The organism is Pseudomonas sp. R45(2017) (genome assembly GCF_002112305.1).
Lineage (GTDB): Bacteria > Pseudomonadota > Gammaproteobacteria > Pseudomonadales > Pseudomonadaceae > Aquipseudomonas > Aquipseudomonas paraglycinae.
On record NZ_NEHH01000010.1, the window covers coordinates 162,362 to 186,139 of the forward strand.

At 64.5% G+C, this 23,778-nt stretch carries 3 protein-coding genes; all 3 read right to left on the reverse strand.

The genetic code is table 11. The features are described from left to right. Positions 1 to 46 precede the first annotated feature (46 nt). Genes CAF74_RS22950 through CAF74_RS22960 form a run of 3 tightly spaced genes read right to left on the reverse strand, consistent with a single transcriptional unit; the run spans position 47 to position 23,620 of the window. A complete protein-coding gene (locus CAF74_RS22950; RefSeq protein WP_085747866.1) occupies positions 47 to 12,373 on the reverse strand; it encodes a non-ribosomal peptide synthetase in 12,327 nt (4,108 codons plus the stop codon). Positions 12,374 to 12,386: 13 nt separating this feature from the next. Then, on the reverse strand, positions 12,387 to 20,222 hold the full coding sequence (locus CAF74_RS22955; protein ID WP_085747867.1) for a non-ribosomal peptide synthetase: 7,836 nt from the start codon (positions 20,220 to 20,222) through the stop codon (positions 12,387 to 12,389). Next, positions 20,219 to 23,620 carry a non-ribosomal peptide synthetase gene (locus CAF74_RS22960; protein WP_085747868.1) on the reverse strand — a complete coding sequence of 1,134 codons (3,402 nt, stop codon included), beginning with the start codon at positions 23,618 to 23,620 and terminating at the stop codon, positions 20,219 to 20,221. The genes CAF74_RS22955 and CAF74_RS22960 overlap by 4 nt, the downstream gene beginning before the upstream one ends. Positions 23,621 to 23,778 lie beyond the last annotated feature (158 nt).

The window sequence follows — 23,778 nt, forward strand, 5'->3', positions numbered from 1 at the left end:
GGCGCGCCTCGGCAACGCCCCCCAAAATTGATCCAGCGTGCAGCGATCAGCCCACACGCGCCATGCAATGCTCGATCAGCGCTTCAAGTTCACGCTGGTAATCCTGCATCAGTGCGTCCATGGTGCCGACGCGATAACGCTGGCTGCTGTAGATGCAACGCAACGCCAACTGGCCGTCATACACCTGGCCGACAATTTCCAGCCAGTTGCCCAGGTTCGCCTTCAGGCTGTAGTTGTCGCCGGTTTCTTCCAGCGCCGGCACCAGCAGAGCCTGCTCGTCGAAACTCTGGTCGAACTGCCCCAGGTAGTTGAACGTCACCCGCGCCTGCGGCAGATCCGCCAGTTGCCGGGACACCTCGGCGCCCGCCAGATGACGAAGCACGCCATACCCGATGCCCTTCTGCGGCACCGCCGCCAGCTGCGCCTGTACGTCGATGATCGAACGTCCGATATCGTCGCTGTCCGGACGCAACCGCACCGGGAACATGCTGGTGAACCAGCCAAGGCTTCGGCTCAGGTCGATGGATTCGAACAGATCCTCGCGGCCGTGCCCTTCCAGCAGAATCAGCGCCGATGGCTGACCGCTCCAGCGGCACAGTGCCCGACCGAGTGCCGACAGCAGCAGGTCGTTGATTTGCGTGCGATAGACCGCCGGCGCCTGCTTGAGCAATTGTTCGGTGTGCTCGCGGGACAACTTGAGCCGCGCCTGCGCCTGCTGGCGCACCTGATTCTTGCCACGGTAGTTGTCGCACGGCAGATCGACGCCCGGTTGATCGAGCTGCTCCAGCCAGTACGCCAGCTCCTGTTCGGCAATCGCCGGGGCCTGTGCCTGCAAGGCCTCGGCAAACGAACGATAGCTGCTGGTACGAATCGGCAGTTGCGGCGCCAGCCCTTGCACACACGCTTCATAAGCGGTTTTCAGGTCATCGAGCAGGATCCGCCAGGACACGGTGTCGACCACCAGGTGATGAATCACCACCAGCAGTCGCGCCTGACCGTCCGGCAGGGCGACATGCATCACCCGCCAGACCGGCCCGTCGTCCAGCTTGAGGCTGCGCTGGGCAAGGTTGGCCAGCGCTTCGACCTGTTCGCTGTTCTCGGCTTCACGGCGCCAGAGCACCGCCTCGCCCTGTTCGTTGGCGGTGCAGTAGCGTTGCAGCCAGCGCCCGCTCTCCCGAGTGAAGCGCAGGCGCAGCGAGTCATGGTGTTGCTCGATCCAGCCCAGGGCCTGCTCGAGCGCATCCAGATCCAGTGGCTGGCGCGCACTCAACAGCAGTGACTGGTTGTAGTGATGGGCTTCGGACATGCCCTCGGCGAAGAACCACTCCTGAATCGGCAACAGATTGAACAACCCCTCGCCCGCCACCTGCGTGACGTCCACCAGTGGCTGTCCGGCGCCTTCCTTCGTCACGTTCTGTTCGACGATGCCAGCGATGGTCTGATAGCGCATCAGATCGCGCAGCTTCAGATCCATCTGCAACGTCGGGTGGTTCCTGACCCGGGAAATGACCTGCAGGCTGAGAATCGAGTCGCCGCCCAGTTCGAAGAAGTTATCCGTGATGCCCACCTGCTCGACTTGCAGCACCTGGGCCCAGATCTCGGCCAGCAGTGTTTCCTGCTCGTTGCGCGGGGCGACATATTCCTCGCTCTTGAAGTCCGGCTCCGGCAGCGCCTTGCGGTCGAGTTTGCCGTTGGGCGTGACCGGGAAAGCACTCAGGCAGACAATCTGCGCCGGCACCATGTACTCCGGCAGCGAGGCGCGCAGCCCGGCCTTGAGTTCATCGCCCACGTCTTCGCCCGTCGGCGTCACCACATAACCGATCAGTTGCTTGCCGGACGCATTGTCCCGGGCGATCACCAGCGCATCGGTCACACCCTCCAGTTGGCGCAGGCTGGCCTCGACTTCACCCAGCTCGATGCGGAAACCGCGTACCTTGACCTGATGGTCGATGCGCCCGACGTAATCGACCACGCCGTCCTGACGCAAACGCACCAGGTCGCCGCTGCGATACAGGCGCTCGCCGACCGCGAACGGATTGGGTACGAAGCGCTCGCAGGTCAGATCCGCACGGCCGTGGTAACCACGGGCAACCCCGTAACCGCCGATGTACAGCTCACCGGCAAAACCTGGCGGCAGCGGATTCAGATCCTCGTCCAGCACGTACAGCGAACGTGCGCCGACGGCACGACCGATCGGAGCATAGGCCGCTTCACAATGCTGGCTGACCGGCACCTTCCAGAGCATCGGCGTGACCACGGTTTCCGTCGGGCCATAACCGTTGGTGAAGTACTCGGGGCGCAGGGCCGCCTTCACCTGTTCGAAGGTCTGGTCCGGCACGGCATCGCCGCCGAAGCAGTAGATGCGCACCGGTGGCGGCGCGATGCCGCTGGCCGCCGCGTACTCGGCCAACTGCTTGAGGTAGGCCGGCGGGAAGCAGGCGATGGTGACACCATACTCATGCAGGGCAGCGTAGGTCTGCTCCGGCGTCCACAGGCAACCGTCGCGAATCACCAGACGGCCACCGCTGTAGAGCGTGCTCAACCAGCGTTCATGGGCACCGTCGAAGGCGAACGACATGAAGTGCAGCTCGCAGCTGCTGGCGTCCATTTCATACAGCTCGGCGATGGCCTGACAGTGCATGCTCAACGGCCCTTGCGTGACCGCAACGCCCTTCGGCCGACCGGTGGAACCGGAGGTATAGACCAGATACGCCAGCCCTTGCTCCTGCACACGGGAAACCGGCGCGTGATCGGGGTAGCGGGACTCGTCGAGATGATCGATTTCCAGACGCAGCAGCCCTTCAGGCGCCGGCAAGGTGGCGCGCAGGCTGCTCTGGGTCAGCAACAGGGCCATGCCCGAATCCTCGATCATGTACGCCAGTCGCTCAGGCGGATAATCGATGTCCAGCGGCACGTACGCCGCACCGCTCTTGAGCACGGCGAGGAAGCTGACGACCATTTCCAGCGAGCGCGGCAGCGCCACGCCGATCACCACTTCCGGGCCCGCACCGTGTTCGGTCAGGCAGTGGGCCAGACGATTGGCCCGCTGTTCGAGTTCGGCATAGCTCAGGCTCAATCCGGCGCACTGCAGGGCGATAGCCTCTGGCTGCTGCTGCGCATGCCGGCTGATCAGTTGCGGCAACAGCACCGGTTCGTGGCTGGAGACCGGTTCGGCGCTCCAGGCCTGGATCGCCTGCCACTGCTCGTTCGACAGGCGCTGCAGATTGCCCAGTCGCTCGTAAGGCGCACGCATCATCGCTTCGAGGGTGTTTTCCAGCGTCAGGCGAATGCCTTCCACGGCCTCGGCGCTGAAGTGGCTGCGCAGGTACAGGTACTCGATCGACAGCTCGTCACCCAGCATTACCGCGAGGTCCATCGGTACGTTGGTCACGCCGTGGCCGATGGATTTGCCGAAGGTCAGGTCGGTGTCGTTTTCTTCTTGCAGGCGATCATCGATCGGGAAGTTCTCGAACACGATGATGCTGTCGAACAGTGCCTGGCCACCGAGGTTGGACCAGCGCTGCACATCGGCCAGCGGCGCCTGGGAATAGTCACGAATGTCCAGGTTGTAGGCCTGCACTTCGCCCAGCCAGTCCGCCAGGCGCTGATCGGCCTGCGGCGTCTGGATGATCGGCAAGGTGTTGATGAACAGACCCAGCATGTTGCCGACATTCGCCAGCCCTTCGGGACGCCCCGAAACGGTGGCACCGAACGTGACCGTGCGCTGCCCGGTGTAGCGCTGCAACAGCAGCAGCCAGGCACCCTGAATCAACGTGTTGGGGGTGATGCGCAGGTCGCGACAGAACTGCAGCAGGCGTGCGGTTTGCGCCTGATCCCAGTTCGAGTAGATCGCATCGTGGCCGCAGACATCGGCCGAATGGCGCGGATGGATCGCCTGGCTCAACGCCGTCGGCTCGTTGACCGCCGCCAGACGCGCTTTCCAGAACAGCTCCTGCGCGTCCTGATCCTGTGCCTGCAACCAGGCGATGAAGTCGCGGTAACGACCGTTCTCACCGCTGACCTTGCCCTTGGAGTAGTACTGCAAGACTTCGCCGAACAGGCGCGAGCTGCTCCAGCCGTCCATCAAAATGTGGTGGCTGGTCCAGATCATCTGATAACGGTCATCGCTCAGGCGCAACAGCGTCACCCGCTGCAGACGTGCCTGGGACAAGTCGAAGCCGAGGGCACGATCATCGCTGGCGAACCCGGCGATCAACTCATCGCTGACCTCACGTTCGCGCCAGTCGAGCACCTGCATTTGCAGCGGGGCCTGGCGATGGACCACTTGCAACGGCTTGGCCAGCCCGTCCTGCCAGTGGAAACTGGTCCGCAGGATCGCCTGGCGATCAATGACAAATTCCCATGCGCTCCGGAAGCGCTCCACATCCAGACCCTGGATCGGCAAGCTGACCTGGTTGACGTACAGGCTGCTGCCATTGTCCGAGAGCGTGTGGAACAGCATGCCCTCCTGCATCGGCGACAGCGGATAAACGTCCTCGATCAGATCCGCCGGCACCGGCAACGCATCGAGCTGCGCCTGCTCCAGACGCGCCAGCGGGTAGTTTTCCGGCGTGCCGTCGGCCTGCTGCGCGGACTCCACCGACGCCACCGACGCCAGTTTCTGCACGGTCTGTTGCTGGAACAGATCCTTGGGGGTAAAGCGAATGCCCTGCTGACGCGCACGGCTGACCAGCTGGATGGAGATGATCGAATCACCGCCCAGGCTGAAGAAGTTATCGGTCACACCGACCCGGTCAATCTTCAGGATGTCCTGCCAGACCACGACCAGCTGTTGCTCAAGCTCCGTTGACGGGGCGACATAGTCCCGGGCCGACTGATTGACGTCCGGTGCCGGCAAGGCTTTGCGGTCCAGCTTGCCGTTGGGGGTCAGCGGCAGCGCCTCGAGGTACAGCCACTGCGCAGGCAGCATGTAATCCGGCAGGTGCGCCTTGAGGGCGGATTGCAGCGATTCGCTCAGCTCATCCTGCTCCTGAAGGCTGAGGCCGGATTGGGCCGGCACCACATACGCCACCAGTTGTTGACCGCTGAGGCCGTCCACCGCCAGCACCACGCCTTCGTGCACGCGGTCATGGGCCAGCAGGCGCGCTTCGATTTCACCCAGTTCGATGCGGAAACCGCGCACCTTGACCTGATGGTCGATGCGGCCCACGTATTCGATCCGACCGTCGTCACCCAGGCGCGTCAGGTCGCCGGTGCGGTACATCCGTTCGCCGCTGGTCGAGGCCGGGTTCGGCACAAAACGCTCGGCGGTCAGGCCCGGACGGAACAGGTAACCGCGGGTGATGCCGTCACCGGCCAGATACAGCTCGGCCGCCACCCCGATCGGCGACGCTTGCAGTTGCCCGTCCAGCAGGTACGCGGTGGTGTTGACCAGCGGCCGGCCGATGTTCGCCTGGCCGCCGGCTTCGCGGCGGGTCCAGGTCGAATAGGTGGTGTCTTCCGACGGCCCGTACAGGTCATAGACGTGCTCGACCGACGTCTCGCGGTACAGGCTGTCGACCACACTTTGCTTGAGCGGCTCGCCGGCCAGATTGATGATCCGCACGCCATTCGGAATATGCCCGGCACGGTGCAAGGCAGCGATGGCCGACGGCACGGTGTTGATCAGACGCACCTGATCGCGCTCCGGCAGGTCCGGCAGTTCCAGGGCATTGCGCGCCATGACGATCGAACCGCCACGCGCGAGGGTGACGAAAATCTCCCACACCGACAGGTCGAAGCAGACCGACGTCGAGGCGAGCACGCCTTGCAGGTCAGCCTCGCTGTAGACGTCGGCGGACCAGTGGATCAGTGCCTGGACGTTACGATGGGCAATCGCTACGCCTTTGGGTTTGCCGGTGGAGCCAGAGGTGTAAATGACGTAGGCCAGGTTCGCCGAATCGCCACGCACGTCGAGGTTATCGGCAGCCGCATCGGCAAAGGCATCGCCGCCCGCCTCCACCAGCACCACCTGTGCATCGGTCTGCGGCAGTTGCGCCAGCAACGATTGTTGCGTCAGCAGGACCTTCGCCTGACTGTCTTCCAGCATGTACGCCACGCGGTCGGCCGGGTAGTCCGGGTCCAGCGGCACGTAGGTGCCACCGGCCTTGAGCACCGCCATCAAGGCAATCACCAGTTCCGCCGAGCGCGGCATCGCCACGCCCACCCGAACCTCGGCGCCGACACCCAGCGACACCAGATAACGCGCCAGTTGGTTGGCCCGGCGATTGAGTTCGGCGTAACTCAGGGCCACACCGCCATGGCTCAGGGCCACAGCGTGCGGACGGGCCTGGACCTGCGCCTCGAAGCTTTGATGAATCAGACGCTCGGCCGGATACCCGGCGTGGTTGTCGTTCCATTGCGCCAGCGTGTTGTGCTCGGCACCCGACAGCAGCCCGACTTCACCCAACAGGCGTTGCGGCGACTCAAGGAACTGTTGCAACACCACTTCCAGGTGCGTGGCCAACCCGACTACGCCGCGCTCGGAAAACTGCTCGGTCAGGTAGTTGAAGTCCAGGCTCAGAACCTCGCCGGCACCGGCGATCAGGGTCAGGCCGTAGTTGGTCTGCTCGCGGTGTTCCAGACCACCGAAGCGCAGGCCGCCCGGATTGGCCTCCAGCGTCTCCGACACCGGGTAGTTTTCAAACACCAGCAAGGTGTCGAACAACGCTTCGCCGTTGAGTTCGGCCAGACGCTGGATGTCTTGCAGCGGCGTCTGTTCGAAGTCGCGCAACTGCAGGTTCTTGTCCTGCACGCTGCGCACCCAGTCGCGCACGCTGACGCCCGGTTGCGGGCTGGCGATCACCGGCAAGGTGTTGATGAACAGCCCCAGTTGCTGCTCGATGCCCGGCAAATCCACCGGACGCCCGGACACCGTGGCGCCGAACGCGACCGTGGGCTGGCCGGTGTAGCGTTGCAGAATCAACAGCCATGCTGCCTGCACCAGACTGTTCAGAGTGACCTGCTGCTGGCGCGAGAAACTGTTCAGGCGACGCGTGAACGCTGCATCGAACGTCAGGCGATGCACGCCCTTGCCCGCCCCCGGCTGCACCTTGCCCGGGCACGCCGAGGCCAGACGGGTCGGCTCGTGCAGCTCCGCCAGTTGCCCGCGCCAGAAAGCCTGCGCGGCCTGTTTGTCCTGGCCTTGCAGCCAGGCCAGGAAGTCCCGGTAACGGCCCTGCGCACCCGGCACCGGATGGCCGGCGTAATCCTGCAGCACCTCACCGAACATCCGCGAGTTGCTCCAGCCATCCATCAGGATGTGGTGGCAGGTAAAGATCAGACGATGGCGATCATCGGCCGTGCGCAACAGGCACAGACGCAGCAGCGGCGGGTTCTGCAAATCGAAACCGCGCTCCAGATCAGCCCGTGCCCGCGCTTCCATGGCCACGGCCAGGTCCGGCTCGTGGCGCATGTCCACTTCCGGCATTTCCAGGGTCAGCTGGCGATGAATGACTTGCAGTGGCGTGTCGAGACCGTCGCGACCCCAGATGAAACCGGCGCGCAGCACTTCATGGCGATCCACCACTCGCTGCCAGGCCTGCTGGAAGCGCGCGACGTCCAGACCTTCGATGTCCAGCAGCATCTGATAGACATAAGCGCTGGCATCGGCGTCATAGAGACTGTGGAACAGAATGCCCTGCTGCATCGGCGCCAGCGGATAGATGTCTTCGATCCGCTGGGCAACGATCGGCAGGTTGTCCAGATGGGTCTGGGACAACCCGGCCAGCGGCACGTCGGACGGTGTCAGACCACCGCTCGCGTGATTAAGGCAATGGTCGATCAACTCGGCCAGCGCGCCTTCATAGGCACGTGCCAGCGCATGGATGGTCGCGTCTTCGAACACATCGCCGCTGTAGGTCCAGGTCAGGCTCAACTGCCCCTGATAGACCCGGCCATCGATGGTCAGCGTGTTGGCCATCGGCGCGCGCTCGTCCTGCCCGGCGCCCTTGTCTTCGGTGGCCGGCACCCACAACGCGCCTTCATCGAAGTTGTTGTCGAACTGGCCGAGGTAGTTGAACGTCACCTTCGGCTGCGCCGCGCCGCTCAGGGCAGCCTGTGCCTCGGCGCTGCCCAGATATCGCAACAGGCCGTAGCCAATGCCTTTGTTGGGGATCGCCCGCAGCTGTTCCTTGATGCCCTTGATCGAGGTTTCGAAACCGGCGCCGGGGGTAAGACGCACCGGGAACATGCTGGTGAACCAGCCCACCGTGCGGCTCAGGTCGACATCGTCGAACAGGTCTTCACGACCATGACCCTCGAGCTGCACCAGCGCGCTCTCGGCACCGGTCCATTCGCACAGCACCTTGGCCAGCGCAGTCAGCAACAGGTCGTTGACCTGGGTGCGGTAGACCGCCGGGGCCTGTTGCAGCAACTGCCGGGTGCGCTCGGCATCCAGACGCGTATCGACGCTACGCTCGAAACGGTTGCTCAACTGACCTCGCGGGTTGTCCAGCGGCAGCTCGATGCCCGCGCCGCTCAACTGCCCGCGCCAGTAATCCAGCTCGGCTTCCAGCACGGCACTGCGCGCATGCCCTTGCAGGCGCGCGCCCCAGTCCTTGAACGCGGTGGTCTTGGCCGGCAGGCGCACAACCTGCCCCGCCGTCAGCTGTTGATAAACGGTTTGCAGGTCTTCCAGCACGATCCGCCAGGACACCCCGTCGACCACCAGGTGATGGATCACCAGCAACAGGCGCTGGCTGGCGTCCGGCAAGTCCACCAGCACCGCGCGGATCAGCGGGCCGTTGTCCAGATCGAGGCTGCGTTGCAGTTCCTGGCACAGCGTCGGCAAGGCCGCGCTGTCCTGCAAGGTCACGGTGCGCAGCAGCTCCAGATTGTGTTCGACCGGCGCGTGGGTCTGTTGCCAGCCACCCTCGAGGTCGCGGTAACGCAGACGCAAGGCGTCATGGTGCCGTTGCAGGTGCTGCAACGCCTGCTCCAGTGCAGTCGCCGCCAGCGGTGCGGTCGGGGTCAGCAGGATCGACTGGTTCCAGTGATGACGCGCCGGGATATCGCTGTGGAAAAAATACTGCTGGATCGGCGTCAGCACCGCCTCGCCGAGCACATCGCCCTGGGTCGCGAGTACCACGTCGCTCTGCTGCGCGACCGTGGCCAGGCGTTGCACCGTCTGATGCTGGAAGATGTCCTTGGGCGTGAAACGGATGCCCGCCTGACGGGCGCGGCTGACCACCTGAATCGAAATGATCGAGTCGCCGCCCAGCTCGAAGAAATTGTCGTTGAGGCCGACACGCTCGACCTTCAACACGTCCTGCCAGATGGCGGCCAGTTGCTGTTCCAGCTCACTGCGCGGCGCGGCATACGCTTCCTGCACCTGAGCGACCTGCGGCTGCGGCAGTTGCTTGCGATCGAGTTTGCCGTTGGCGGTCAACGGCAGGCGTTCGAGGAATGCCCAGCTGACCGGCACCATGTAGTCCGGCAAGGCTTCGCGCAGTTGCGCCTTGATCGAGTCGCGCAGCGTCGCCTCGGTATCGGCTTGCAGTGCCTCGTTCGGCACGATCCAGGTCGCCAGTTGCTGACCGCTCGGGCCTTCGACCGCCAGCACCACTGCCTCGCGCACCGCCGGGTGCTTGAGCAGCCGGGTTTCGATTTCCCCCAGCTCGATACGGAAACCGCGGATCTTCACTTGATGGTCGATACGACCGATGTACTCGATCACCCCGTCGCCGCGCAGGCGCGCCAGGTCGCCGGTGCGATACAGGCGCTCGCCGGCCTGCGGGTTGAACGGGTCGGGCACAAAACGCGTAGCGCTCATGCCCGGTTGATTCAGGTAACCCCGGGCCAGACCGGCACCGGCGATGTACAGCTCGCCGATGCAACCTTGCGGCACCAGGTTCAGCGCGCTGTCGAGCAGGTACCACGACAGGTCGACGATCGGCTCGCCGATCGGGCTGCTGTGACTTTGCTCAAGGTCGGCCATCGACAATGGACGGTACGTCACGTGCACGGTGGTTTCAGTGATGCCATACATGTTCACCAGCATCGGTGCACGGTCGCCGAAACGCTCGAACCATGGCCGCAGGTTCTGCACTTCCAGGGCTTCGCCACCGAACACCACGTAACGCAGCGAATGGTCGCGCGAGGATTCACTGGCCAGTTGCATCAGCGGCTTGAACGCCGATGGCGTCTGGTTCAGCACCGTGACGTGTTCATCGCACAGCAGGGTGTAGAAATCTTCCGGGGAACGGGTGACGTCGTGGGGTACGACCACCAGTTTTCCGCCGTACAGCAGCGCGCCGAAAATTTCCCAGACCGAGAAGTCGAACGCGTAGGAATGGAACAGGGTCCAGCTGTCGTCCGGGCCGAAACCGAACCAGTGGTCGGTGGCGCTGAACAGGCGGATGACGTTGCTGTGCGGCAGCAATGCACCTTTGGGTTTGCCGGTCGAACCGGAGGTGTAGATGACGTACGCCAGGTTATCCGGCGTGGTCAGGCACACCGGGTTTTCGCTGTTGCCCGGCTCCAGTGTCTGGCTCAGGTCCAGGCAGGTGAGGCCCGGCGGAATCGGCAGCTGTGCCTGCAAGTGACCCTGGGTCAGCAGCAGACCGATGCCACTGTCCTCGATCATGTAACTCAGGCGGTCTTGCGGGTAGCCCGGATCCAGCGGCACGTAGGCACCGCCGGCTTTCAGCACGGCGACGATGGCGACGATCATGTCCAGCGAACGCTCGACCGCCACACCGACCCGCACATCCGGGCCGACGCCGTTCGCGATCAACCGGTGCGCCCACTGATTGGCCCGGCGATTGAGCTCGGCGTAGGTCAGCCGTTGCCCGGCAAAGGTCACGGCGACCGCCTCGGGATGAAGTTCCGCCTGGGCTTCGATGGCCTGATGAATGCACTGCTCGACCGGGTGCTCGACCCGTGTCGGATTCCATTGGCTCAGCAGTTGTTGCTGACGGGCGTCATCGAGCATCGGCAACTGCCCGATGCTGCGCGACGGGTCGGCGACGATCGCCTGCAACAGCGCGGTCCAGTGCTGCGCCAGACGCTCGATGGTCGTCGCGTCGAACAGGTCGGTGGCGTACTTGAGCACCGCTTCGATGCCGTGGGCCTGTTCGGTGGTGTTCAGCGTCAGGTCGAACTGGGCGGTCTGGCTCTGCCATTCCAGCGGCTCGATGCTCAGGCCGTTGAGGCGCGTCTCGACACTGCTGCGGCGTTCCGCCTGATGGTTGAACATGACCTGAAACAGCGGACTGTGGCTCAGGCTGCGACCCGGTTCCAGGGCTTCCACCAGTTGCTCGAAAGGCAAGTCCTGATGGGCCTGGGCTTCCTGCGCGGTCTGTTTGACCTGACGCAGCAAATCGACAAACGAGGTCTGGCTGTCAACGTCGGCCTTGAGCACCTGCGTGTTGACGAAGAAACCGATCAGACGCTCGATTTCCACCCGGCCACGGTTGGCCACCGGCACGCCGACACGGATGTCCGACTGCCCGCTGTAGCGGTGCAACAGCGCTTGGAAAGACGCCAGCAGCAAGACGAACAGCGTGACGTTTTCCTGCCGCGCAAAGGCTTTCAGGCCCTGGCTCAGCTGCGCATCGAGAATCAGGTTGTGGCTGGCACCGGCAAAGCTCTGATCGACACTGCGCGCGCGGTCGAGCGGCAGTTCCAGCACCGGTTGTTCGCCGCCAAGTTTTTCCTGCCAGTAGGCCAGTTGCCGCGCCTGCTCGCCGGCCTCCATCCACTGGCGCTGCCACAAGGCGTAGTCGGCGTATTGAATCGGCAGGGGCGGCAGACCGGCATCGTGACCGAGGCTGAAACCGGCATAGAGCTGCACCAGCTCTTCGATCATCACTTGCAGCGACCAGCCGTCGGAGACGATGTGGTGCAGGGTCAGCACCAGCACATGGTCGTTCGGGTTGACCTGCAACAGGGCCGCGCGCAGCAGCGGGCCTTGCTGCAGATCGAAAGTCTTCTGGCTCTGAGTCTGGACGAACGCCTGGATCGAAGCATCCGGGTCGCTCGCCAGCTCAGGGCTCAACGGGTAGGTTTCCAGTGCAAACGGTCCTGGCGGCAGGATCGTTTGCAGCGGTTGCTCGGTTTCCTGGGAGAACACCGTGCGCAAGGTTTCGTGTCGTTCAATCAGCGCCTGAAGGCTGCGCTCCAGCGCCGACTCATCCAGCGGACCCTGCAAACGCAGGGCCGTCGGAATGTTGTAGGCCGCGCTGTGCGGCGCCCACTGCCAGAGAAACCACTGGCGCTGCTGGGCGTAGGACAGCAGCAGCGGCTCTTCGGCCGTGCGCTTGAAAACCGGAGCAATGTCAAAGAGGTTGACGCCTTTCTGCTTGAGCAGAACCGCCAGAGCCTTTCTTTGCTTAGCCGAAAGTTGTCCTACCGACTCGATTAACTCTTGCACGCGTTTTTCCCTCTCAAGAAATCAGTTTTTCCAGATCATCGAGGGATAGACGTTTGAGGGCCTCCAGGGATTTAGCCAATTCATCCTGAACGGGCGACATTTCGACGCGCAGCGCCTCGATCCGGTTGCAGAACGCTTTCAGCGTATCGGCTTCGAACAGCTCCTTGAGCGGCACCTTGTCGCCCAGCCGCTCCTTGATCCGGGTCACCACCAGCGTCGCCAGCAACGAATGGCCGCCGAGCTGGAAGAAGTTGTCCGCCAGGCCCACGCGCTCGACTTCCAGCACTTCCTGCCAAACCGTCGCCACCTCCCATTGCAAGTCGGTCTGCGGCGCTTCGTACTGCTGCTGCGTCGGGCTCTCGCCCAATGCCATCAACGCCTTGCGGTCGAGCTTGCCGTTCGGGGTCAGCGGCACCGCCTCGATCACATGCAGATGCCCCGGCACCATGTGCGCCGGCAAACGACTGGCCAATGCGGCGCGCAGGCGCTCGGTCAGCGCCGCCGGGTCGGTCGCCGGTTGCGCCGCCACGACGTAGCCGTGCAGGTGCTTGCCCGCCGCGCCGTCCTGCGCCAGCACCACCGCTTCGCGCACCTCGTCCTGCTCCAGCAGGCGCGCTTCGACCTCGCTCAGCTCGATACGGAAACCACGGATCTTCACCTGATGGTCGGCGCGGCCCAGGTACTCGATGTTGTCATCCGCGCCCTGGCGCACCAGATCCCCCGTGCGGTAAAGCCGCTCGCCGTTGCCGGCATACGGGTTGGGCACGAAGCGTTCGGCAGTCAGCCCCGGACGCATCAGATAGCCCCGGGTCACGCCGGCGCCGCCCAGGTACAACTCGGCCGCCACACCGGCCGGCAAGCCATTGAGTTGCGTGTCGAGCAGGTACGCCACGGTGTTGTCCAGCGGCCGGCCGATGTTGGCCTGACCGTGCGCGGTGCGCAGGGTGAATGTCGAATACGTGGTGTCTTCCGACGGACCGTACAGGTCGTAGACCTGCCTGACCGATGGGGTCGCGTACAGCGTGTCTACCAGGCTCTGTTTCAGCGGCTCGCCGGCCAGATTGATGGTCGCGACCGACGATGGAATCTGCCCGGCCCGTTGCAGCGCGGCAATCGCCGACGGCACCGTGTTGATCAGCGTGACCCGCTCTCGGGCCGGCAACTCCGCCAGGGCCAGCGCGTTGTCCGCCAGCACCATGCAGCCACCGCTGGCCAGGGTGACAAAGATCTCCCAGACCGACAGGTCGAAGCAGATCGAAGTCGACGCCAGCACACCGCGCAGTTGCTCCTCGCGGTACACCCCTTGCGACCACTGGATCAGCGCAGTGAGGTTGGCGTGACTGATGGCCACACCCTTGGGCTTGCCGGTGGAACCCGAGGTGTAAATGACGTAAGCCAGGTTTTGCCCGCTGATCCCGGCCACCGGCGCAGTGGTCGGATACCCGGCCAGCGATTGCTCGCCCTCCTCCACCAGCACCACCTGAGCGCTCAACGCGTCAGGCAGCATCGCCTGCGCTGCCGGCTCGGTCAGCAATACCGCGGCGCGGCTGTCGTCGAGCATGTGCAGCAGACGTTCCTGCGGGTAATCCGGGTCCAGCGGCACATAGGCGCCACCGGCCTTGAGAATTGCCAACAGCGCGACCAGCATGTCCGGGGTACGGCGCATGCACACACCGACCCGCACCTCCGGCCCCACGCCCAGCGCTTGCAGTTTGTGCGCCAGACGATTGGCCCGCAGGTCGAGGTGGCGATAGTCGATCTGCTGTTCGGCGTAGATCACCGCCGCTGCATCCGGTCGCAGTGCAACGCGGGACTCGATGAACTCGAGCACCGTGCGCGAATCGGTCGCCGTGACGCCGGCCTTGCCCCAGTCGATCGCTTGCTTGCGCTGCGGCTCGTCGAGCAATTGCAAGGTGCCCAACGGTTGCTTGGCGTTGCCGAGGAACTGGCTCAACAGACTTTCGAGCTGACGACTCAGGCCGACGATCGTCGCAGCACCGAACAAGGCCTGATCGTAACTGACGCCCAGGCTCAGCTCGCGACCGGTGACCGCCACCAGCGTCAGCGGGTAGTTGGTCTGCTCCTGACGGCGGATCGCCGAGAACACCAGACCGGTATCCGGCCCCTGTTGCAGGGCTTCGGCCATCGGGTAGTTCTCGAACACCAGAATGCTGTCGAACAGCGCTCCCGCACCGAGTCCGGCCCAGCGCTGAATCTCGTAGAGCGGCGTGTGCTCATGCTCGCGCAGCGCCAGGTTGAGGCCCTGCACGTGTTGCAACCAGCGCTCGACCGGCATCTCGGCGGACGGCGCCGCCACGACCGGCAAGGTGTTGATGAACAGGCCGATCTGCTGCTCAACGCCGGGCAGATCGGTCGGACGTCCGGCCACCGTAGCGCCGAAGGCCACGCTGTCCTGACCGGTGTAACGCTGCAACAGCACCAGCCACGCCGCTTGCACCAGGGTGTTGAGGGTGACTTTCTGCTCCCGGGCGAAACGGTTCAGGTCCGCCGTCAGCTGTTCGCTGAACACGTGCTGGTGATCGGCATAACCGCTGACGCCGGACGGCTGCGTCGGCACGGCACTGGCCAGACGCGTCGGCTCTTCGAGCTCGGCCAGCGCGTGCTTCCAGAACTCCCGGCTCGCCGGCTGATCGCGCTGACCCAGCCATTCGATGTAGTCGCGATAACGTCCCTGGGCAGCAACCGGAGTCAGGCCCGCATAACGCTGCAGCACTTCACCGAACAACTGCGAGGTACTCCAGCCATCCATCAGGATGTGATGGCAGGTGTAGATCAGGTGATGCGTCGAATCATCGGTACGCACCAGCGAAACCCGCAACAGCGGCGCGCCCGTCAGCTCGAAACCGTTGGCCAGATCATCGCCGGCCAGTTGTTCCAGCGCAGTGTCGAGGTCGGTTCGACCCCGCCAGTCCTGCACGCTCCACGGCATTTGCACGCTCTGGCGAACCACTTGCACCGCTGCAGCGGCGTCGCTCGGCCAGACAAACGCGGTACGCAGAATGTCGTGGGCGTCGAGGGTCTGCTGCCAGGCCTGACGGAAACGCTCGGCCTCCAGATGTTGCACGTCGACCCGCAGCTGGTTGGTGTAAGCCGGGCTGTCGGGGTCGTTGAGGCTGTGGAACAGAATGCCTTGCTGCATCGGCGACAGCGGGTACAGATCGGTGATCTCCCGGGCCGGAATCGGCAGTGCCGAAAGTTGCGCCTGCGTCAGGCTCACCAGACTGAAATCGGACGGCGTGACGCCGGCCTCGCCGCTGTCGCAGCAGTGCTCGATCAGCCGTTCCAGCTCCAGGCGATAAGCCTCGGCCAGTGCCTGCACCGTGTCGGTACGGTACATGCCCGAACCGAATGTCCAGGTCAGTTCCAGCTCGCCGCCATACACCTGACCGTCAATGCTCAACCAGTTGCCCAACGGTGCCGTGGCGTCCTGATTGGCCTCGGTGCTTTCGCCGGACGGCACGAACAGGGCGCCCTCGGCGGCACTGAAGTCGCCGTCGAACTGGCCCAGATAGTTGAAGGTCACCCGTGGCGGGGCCAGCGAACGCAGCTCGGCGGCACCGGTCAGGTAGCGCAGCACGCCGTAACCGATGCCTTTGCCCGGCACGGCGCGCAGTTGCTCCTTGATCGCGCACAACGATTCGCCCGGCCCTGCCTGCGGTGTCAGACGCACCGGGAACAGGCTGCTGAACCAGCCCACCGTACGACTCAGATCGAGTTCCTCGAACAGGTCTTCGCGACCATGGCCTTCAAGCTGGATCAGCACCGACGGCTGTCGGCTCCAGTCACACAACACCCGCGCCAGCGCCGTGAGCAGCAGATCGTTGATCTGCGTGCGATACGCGGCCGGAGCAACCTTGAGCAACTTGTGGGTCAGTGCCTGGCTCAGGCGCGAACTGACGCGTTGCGCCTGCTCCTGAGTCTGCACGTCTTGTGCAAAGTCCCGTGGCAACTCCACGTCGCCCGCGCTCAGGGTCGTCAGCCAATACTCGCGCTCGCGGCCCAGTGTTTCGCTATGGGCATAACGGTGCAGACGCTCGGCCCAGCTCTGCAGCGAACTGCTCTTGCCCGGCAACACCAGCGGCGTGCCCGATGCCAGTGCGGCGTAACCGAGCTGCAAGTCTTCCAGCAGGACGCGCCAGGACACGCCATCGACCACCAGGTGATGGATCACCAGCAACAGGCGCTGTTCACCGTCCGGCAGATTCGCCAGCACCGCCCGCAGCAGTCGCCCCTGTTGCAGATCCAGACTGCGCTGGGCCAGATCCGCCAGCGCCGTCAGTTGATCCAGGCTGTCCAGATCACGCACCCACAACAGCTCCGGGTCGCGTTGCGTCTGGAACGTTGCCTGCCACACATCGCCCGACGCCTGGAAGTTCAACGCCAGTGCATCATGCTGCTCGATCAGTGCCGCCAGTGCGGCTTGCAGATGACTGGCATCAAGCGGCGCCTGCGGTTGCAGCATCACCGACTGGTTCCAGTGCTCTCGCCGGGCAATCGGTGTTTCGAAAAAGCGCGCCTGAATCGGCAGCAAAGCCAGCTGCCCGCCGACCTTCTGCGGCGCTGCCGCCACGGGTTTGGCTTCGATCAGTTTGGCCACCGCCGCCAACTGGCCCACGGTCTGCTTTTCGAACAATTGCTTGGGGCTGAGCTTGATGCCCTGGCGCTTGGCCCGGGCAATGATTTGCAGGCTGAGGATCGAGTCCCCGCCCAGTTCGAAGAAATTGTCGGTGCTGCCCACACGCTCGAGCTTGAGCACATCGGCCCAGATCGCCGCGAGTTTTTCCTCGATCTCGCCCACCGGCGCGACGAAGCGCTGCGTCACCACACCTGGCACCGGCAAGGCGCGCTTGTCCAGTTTGCCGTTGGCGGTCAGCGGCAATTGCTCCAGCAGGACAATCTGCGCCGGCACCATGTAATCCGGCAAACGGGCTTGCAGTTGCTCGCGCAGGTCTTCGGCTTTCAGCGCTGCACCCGTCGCTGGCACGCACCAGGCCACCAGTTGCAGCCGTGTCGGGTCGTCATCCAGCGCCAGTGCCAGCACCGCCGCTTCGCTGACACCGTCCAGGCCGAGCAGCACCCGGGCGACTTCCGCCGGCTCAACCCGATACCCGCGCACCTTGACCTGATCGTCCGCGCGCCCGATGAACTCCACCGCCTGCTGGCGATTGCGACGCACCCGGTCGCCACTGCGATAGACCCGCGCACCGGCCGGCCCGAACGGATCGGGAACGAAGCGCTCGGCCGTCAGCCCCGGCTGCCCCAGGTAACCGAGGGCAACACTGTCGCCGCCGATGTACAGCTCGCCCGCAACCTGATCGGCCACGCTGTTGAGTACATCGTCAAGCACATACACATGGGCCCCGGCCAATGGCGTGCCGACCGGCACACTGCGAGGCCCCGGTTCCAGCGAACCGACTTCGTGGGCCAGTACACCGACGGTGGTTTCGCTCGGGCCGTAGTGGTTGATGACCCGGCAACCCGGCTTGAGCTGACGCACACGCTCCACCAGCGCCGGCGAACACGCTTCGCCGCCGACAATCAGCGCCTGCTCCGGCAGCACATCGGCTGCACGCGACGCCTGCAACAAGGCCGCCAGATGTCCCGGAACGATTTTCAGCATGCCCACCCGGTGCCCGGCCATGTACTCGGCGAAGCGATCCGGATCGAAGCCCAGCTCTTCCGGCAATACATGCAGCAACCGGCCCGAGCACAGCGCGCCGAACAGCACGGTGAAACCCAGGTCCGCCGCGATGGTGGAGACCAGCGCCATGCTGGTGTCCGGCGCCGGATCGAGACGCTCCAGCACACCGCGCACGTAACTGGCCAACGCACCGTGGCTGACCAGCACGCCCTTGGGTTGTCCAGTGGAACCGGAGGTGTGAATCACATAGGCCGGCGACTGCGCCGACAACTCACAGGCCGGGGCCGTCGCCGGCTGCTGTTGCCATTGCTGCGCATCGAATGCCAGCCCCTGACAACCGGCGACCGCCAGTTCCGAAACCCGCGAATCCCCCTCGGCACACAGCACTGCCCGAGCCTTGGCAGCGCCGAGCATCTGCTGCAAGCGCGCCATCGGGGCCTTGACGTCCAGCGGCATGTACACCGCGCCAGCCTTGAAGATCGCCAGCACGCACGTCAGCCAGTCGAGCGAGCGCTCCATCAGCACCGCCACCGGTTGACCGGCAACCGCGCCTTGGGCCAGCAGATGATGCGCGAGGCGATTGGCAGCCTGATCCAGCGCCTCAAAGCTCAAGCCGCCGTTCAGATCCCGCGCAGCCAGCACTTGCGGCTGGCGCGCGACTTCGCGCTCCCAGTGCTGCAACACCGATAGTGCCGGTTCAAGCGGTGCCGCGAGCGCGCTCGGCAATGCCGTCGCCACGGTGTGCAGTGGCGCCTGTGGCGCTTTCAGCAGCGCACCGAACAGACCGAGCAAGGCCGGGACAAAACCTTCGACGGTTGCGTGTCGATAGAGGTCGCTGGCGTAGGTCATCTGCCCGTGGATCAACGTGCCGTCGTCGGTGATGTCCAGCGCCAGATCGAAGTGCGTGCCGTCCTTGTCCAGCGGATACTCCGCCACGGTCAGGCCCGGCAGCGCCATCGAGCGCTGCTTCTGCATGCCGACGTTCTGGTTGAACTTGGCCTGGAACAACGGGTTGTGCCCCAACGTGCGTTCGGCGACCAGTTCGTCCACCAGTTGCTCGAACGGCAGCTCCTGATGGGCCTGGGCGCCAAATGAAGCCTCGCGCACCCGCGCCAGCAGATCCTCGAAACTGCCCCGCTCATCCACCTCGCAGCGCAGCACCTGGGTATTGACGAAGAAGCCGATCAGCCCTTCGACCTCGGCGCGACTGCGGTTGGCGTTGGGCACGCCGACGCGGATGTCACGCTCTCCGGCCTGACGCGAGAGGAACAGCGAGAACCCTGCGAGCACCAGCATGAACAGACTGATGCCTTGAGCACGGGCGAACCCGTTGAGCTGACGTGACAGATCCGCGCCAAAATCGAAGCTCAAAGTCTGGCCTTCAAAACTCTGGGTCAGCGGCCGGGCGAAGTCCGGGGCGACCTCCAGCAGCGGATGTTCCTCACCCAGTTGCTGACGCCAGTAATCGAGTTGACGCTCGCCCTCGCCGGCTTCCAGCCAGCGCCGCTGCCAGATGGCGTAGTCGGCGTATTGCAAGGCCAGCGCCGGCAACTGCGGTTCGCGCTGCAGGCTGAACGCCTGATAGCACTGCACGAATTCCTTGACCATCACGTCCATCGACCAGCCGTCGGAGACGATGTGGTGCATGCTCACCACCAGCACGAACTCATCGTCCGCCAGGCAAAACAGACTGGCGCGCAGCAACGGGCCGTGACGCAGATCGAACGGCTGCGCCGTCACCTTCTGGCCGTGCTCGGCCAGCGCCTGCTCGCGTTCTTGCGCGGCAACACCGGTCAAGTCGATGCGTTCCAGCGCAACGCCCTGCGGGTCGAGGATCACTTGATGCGGCTGGTCGCCGTCGGTGCGGAACACCGTGCGCAGCACTTCATGGCGCGCCAGCAGGTGATCGAACGAGCGGGTCAGCGCCGCTTCGTCCAGCCGTCCTTTCAGGCGCAGGCCGGCGGCCATGTTGTACGCGGCGCTCTGCGGCTCGAGCTGCCAGAGAAACAGCAAACGCTGCTGGGCGAACGACAGCGGAATCTGCGCGCAGTCGTGCCGGCTGACCGGCAGCGGCAGCAGGCTGAAATCCTTGCCCTCCTCGCGCAGTTTGGCCAGAAACAGCCGACGCTGCTCAAGCGGCAAGCCGACGAACCTTTTAGCGATACGCTCCGCCATGGTGCCGCTCATATTTCTTCTCCTTCCAATTCATTCATGAACAGGTCCATGTCGGACCAGTCGTTATCCGCTGCACCGTCGGCCAACTGCGCCACTGCCTGGGCCAGTTCACCGAGCAGCGGCTTTTCGAACAGGTTGCGCAGCGGCAACACCACGTTCAGCTGTTTCTTGATCCGGCCGATCACTTGCGCCGCCAGCAGCGAATGGCCGCCCAGCTCAAAGAAGTGATCGTCCAGACCGACGCGCGGCACTTGCAGCACATCCGCCCAGATCTGCGCCAGGGCTTGTTCGATGTCCGATTGCGGGGCGCGGTAATCGACCTGCAATTGGTCCATGTCCGGCGCCGGCAAGGCCTTGCGATCGAGCTTGCCGCTCGGCGTCAGCGGCAACTCCGCCAACAGCAGCAGATGGCCCGGCACCATGTAGTCCGGCAGCCTGGCCTGCAGCGAAGCCCTGACCTGCTGACGGAACGCCGACTGACCGGCGACCCCGTCGAGCACGTCCTGATCGGCCACCAGATACGCCACCAGTTGCAGGCTGCCATTCAGCGACAAGGCCAGCACCACGGCCTCGCGGATGCCCGGGCATTGCTGCAGGCGCGATTCGATTTCACCCAGCTCGATACGGAAACCGCGGATCTTCACTTGATGGTCCACGCGACCGACGTATTCCACCGCGCCATCGGCGCGTAAACGTGCGCGGTCGCCGGTGCGGTACAGGCGCTCGCCACTGGCAAACGGGTCGGCAATGAAACGCTCGGCGCTCAGGGTCGGTTGTCGGTGGTAGCCGCGCGCCAGGCCCGGACCACCGATGTACAACTCGCCCACCGCGCCTTGCGGCAGCAGGTTCAAATCATCGTCCAGCACGTACAGGCGACGTGCGGCCAGACCGTGACCAATCGGAATGCCGCGCCACGACACGGCGTCAGCGGTCAGCGCCGAGCAGTCGTGGATCGTCGACACCACGGTGGCCTCGGTCGGCCCGTAGGTATTGAGCAGGCGCACATGACCCAACCCGGCCTGCTGCCACAGGCGCAGACCGTCCACCGCCATCGCCTCGCCGCCCACGTGAATCTGGCGCAGCGCACCGAAATGCGCTGGAGGATTGGCGGCATATTCCTGCACCAGCCAGTACCAGTACGCCGCCGGCAAGTCGGCCAGGGTGATGCCGTGTTCGAGGATCACCTGATGCAATGTCGCGCTGTCCCACAGACGCGCGTCGCGCAGCACGACGCTCGCGCCGTGACAGAGCGGCGGGAAAAACTGCTCGACGAACCCGTCGAAGCTGCTGGTCGCGAACTGCAAGACCCGGTCGCCTTCGCGCAGGTCGCTGTAGTCGATGGCGCGCTCGATGAACTCGCTCAGCGCAGCATGACTGATCGCCACGCCCTTGGGCCGACCGGTCGAGCCGGAGGTATAGATCACGTAGGCGAGGTTTTGCGGCTCGACCGTCACCGGCAGATTGTCGCTGGCGCCATCGTCGGGCAGCGTGTCCAGGCACAGGCTTTGCACACCGTCGAGAGCCGGCAGAACGGCCAGCGTCTGCCTGTCGGTCAGCAACAGGTTCAGTCCGCTGTCGTCGAGCACATGGCGCAGGCGCTCGCCCGGCGTCTGCGGATCCAGCGGCACATAGGCGCCGCCGGCCTTGAGCACGGCCAGCAAGGCGACGGCCAGTTCCAGCGAACGCCCCAGTGCCACGCCGACCAGCACGTCCGGGCCGACACCCCGGGCGCGCAGTTGATGGGCCAGGCGATTGCTGCGCCGGTTCAGTTCGGCATAGCTGATCGAGGGTGACGGCTCGCTCGCCAGAATCACCGCCGGTGCCTCGGGCGTACGCGCCACTTGCGCTTCGAACAGGGTCTGAAAGCTGTCCAGTCGCGGGCTCTCCTCAGTGGCCTGGATCAAGCCCTGCTGCTCGGCGACGTCCAGCATCGAAAGGTTGCCGATCAACTGCTGCGGGTCACGGCAGACCGACACCAGCACATTGCGCCAGTGCCCGGCCAGCGCGGCGATGGTGGACTCGTCGAAAATATCGGTGGCGTAGGTGAACGCGGCGAACAGTTGCTCGCCCTCTTCACGGGTGTCGAGCATCAGATCGCTGGTGGCCGCATGCTCCCGGCCGCTGCCGGTCAGCTGTTCCTCAGTCAGGTAACCAACCCGCAAACCGGACGCCAGCTGCGCCTGCTGCAAATCGGTCACCAGCGGCTGGTGGTTGAACATCACCTGAAACAGTGGGTTATGGCTCTGACTGCGGGCCGGTTGCAGGGCTTCGATCAAGGCATCGAACGGCAGATCCTGATGGGACTGCGCGCCGGCCGCAGACTGGCGCAGGCTCTGTAACAGATCGGCGAAACGGCTGTTGGCGGTGACCACGCTGCGCAGGATCTGCGTATTGACGAAGAAGCCGATCAAGCCTTCGGTTTCGCTGCGGGTACGGTTGGCGATCAGGCCGCCGACGCGAATGTCGGTCTGGCCGCTGTAGCGATGCAGCAAGGTCTTGAACGCCGCCAGCAGAACCACGAACAGGGTCACGCCCTGACGTTGGGCGAGGTTTTTCAGATCCTGGCGCAGGCTGGCGTCGATGACCGTTTCCAGACGCGCGCCGCGGTGACTGGCCTGCGCCGGGTAAGCGCGGTCAGTCGGCAGTTCAAGCACCGGATGTTCATCGCCCAGCTGCGCGCGCCAGTAGTCGAGCTGCCTCTCGCGTTCGCCCGCCTCCAGCCAGCTGCGTTGCCACAGCGCATAGTCGCGGTAATGCACGGTGATCGCCGGCAATTGTGGCTCGCGCCCGGCCACCAGCGCATCGTAGGTGCGCATGAATTCATCGATGAGAATGTTCATCGACCAGCCGTCGGCAATGATGTGGTGCAGCGTCAGCAACAGCACGTGTTCCTGCGCGTCCAGCCGCAGCAGACGCAGGCTCAGCAACGGCCCGCTTTCCAGATCGAAGGCTTGCGTGGCCTCCGCCATCATGTGCTGACGGGCCAGCGGCCAGCGCTGATCCTCGGGCAACGCGCTCAGGTCAGTGAGGGTCAGCTTGACGGGCTGCGGTTCGGCGACTTTCTGGAAAGCTTGTTCGCCCTCCTGACCGAACGTGGTGCGCAGGCACTCATGCCGCGCCGCCAGCAGACTGAACGCCTGCTCCAGCGCCTCGGGCTGCAACTCACCGCTCAGGCGCACGGCCATTGGCAGGTTGTAGGCGGCGCTTTGCGGATCCATCTGCCAGAGAAACCACATCCGCTGCTGGGCATAGGACAAGCCGTCACGCTCGGCGGCCCCGATGCAGGCGGTCATGGGCAGCTGCGCAAAATTGATCCCTTCACGGGCCATGCCGGCGAGGAACAAACGACGTTTGTCCTGAGGCAATTCGATAAAGCGGCGGGCTAGTTTCTGTGCGTCTGCGGCATTCATGCATTGGGTCCTTGCTGATCGGCGGCGTGACCAGGAGGCCCGGTCGTATCAACAAGAACGAATGACAAACGCCATGATTTAGCGGGGCCGGACATTCCCCGGCCGACGGTCGCCGGGACTGGCGCACAAACGCCGAAGCCGGCTCTCGACCGGCTTCG

Bases quoted from the DNA above. Each gene is read 5' to 3' on its own strand.
- CAF74_RS22955 (WP_085747867.1), bottom strand. From the start codon at position 20,222: ATGAGCGGCACCATGGCGGAGCGTATCGCTAAAAGGTTCGTCGGCTTG.
- CAF74_RS22960 (WP_085747868.1), bottom strand. From the start codon at position 23,620: ATGAATGCCGCAGACGCACAGAAACTAGCCCGCCGCTTTATCGAATTG.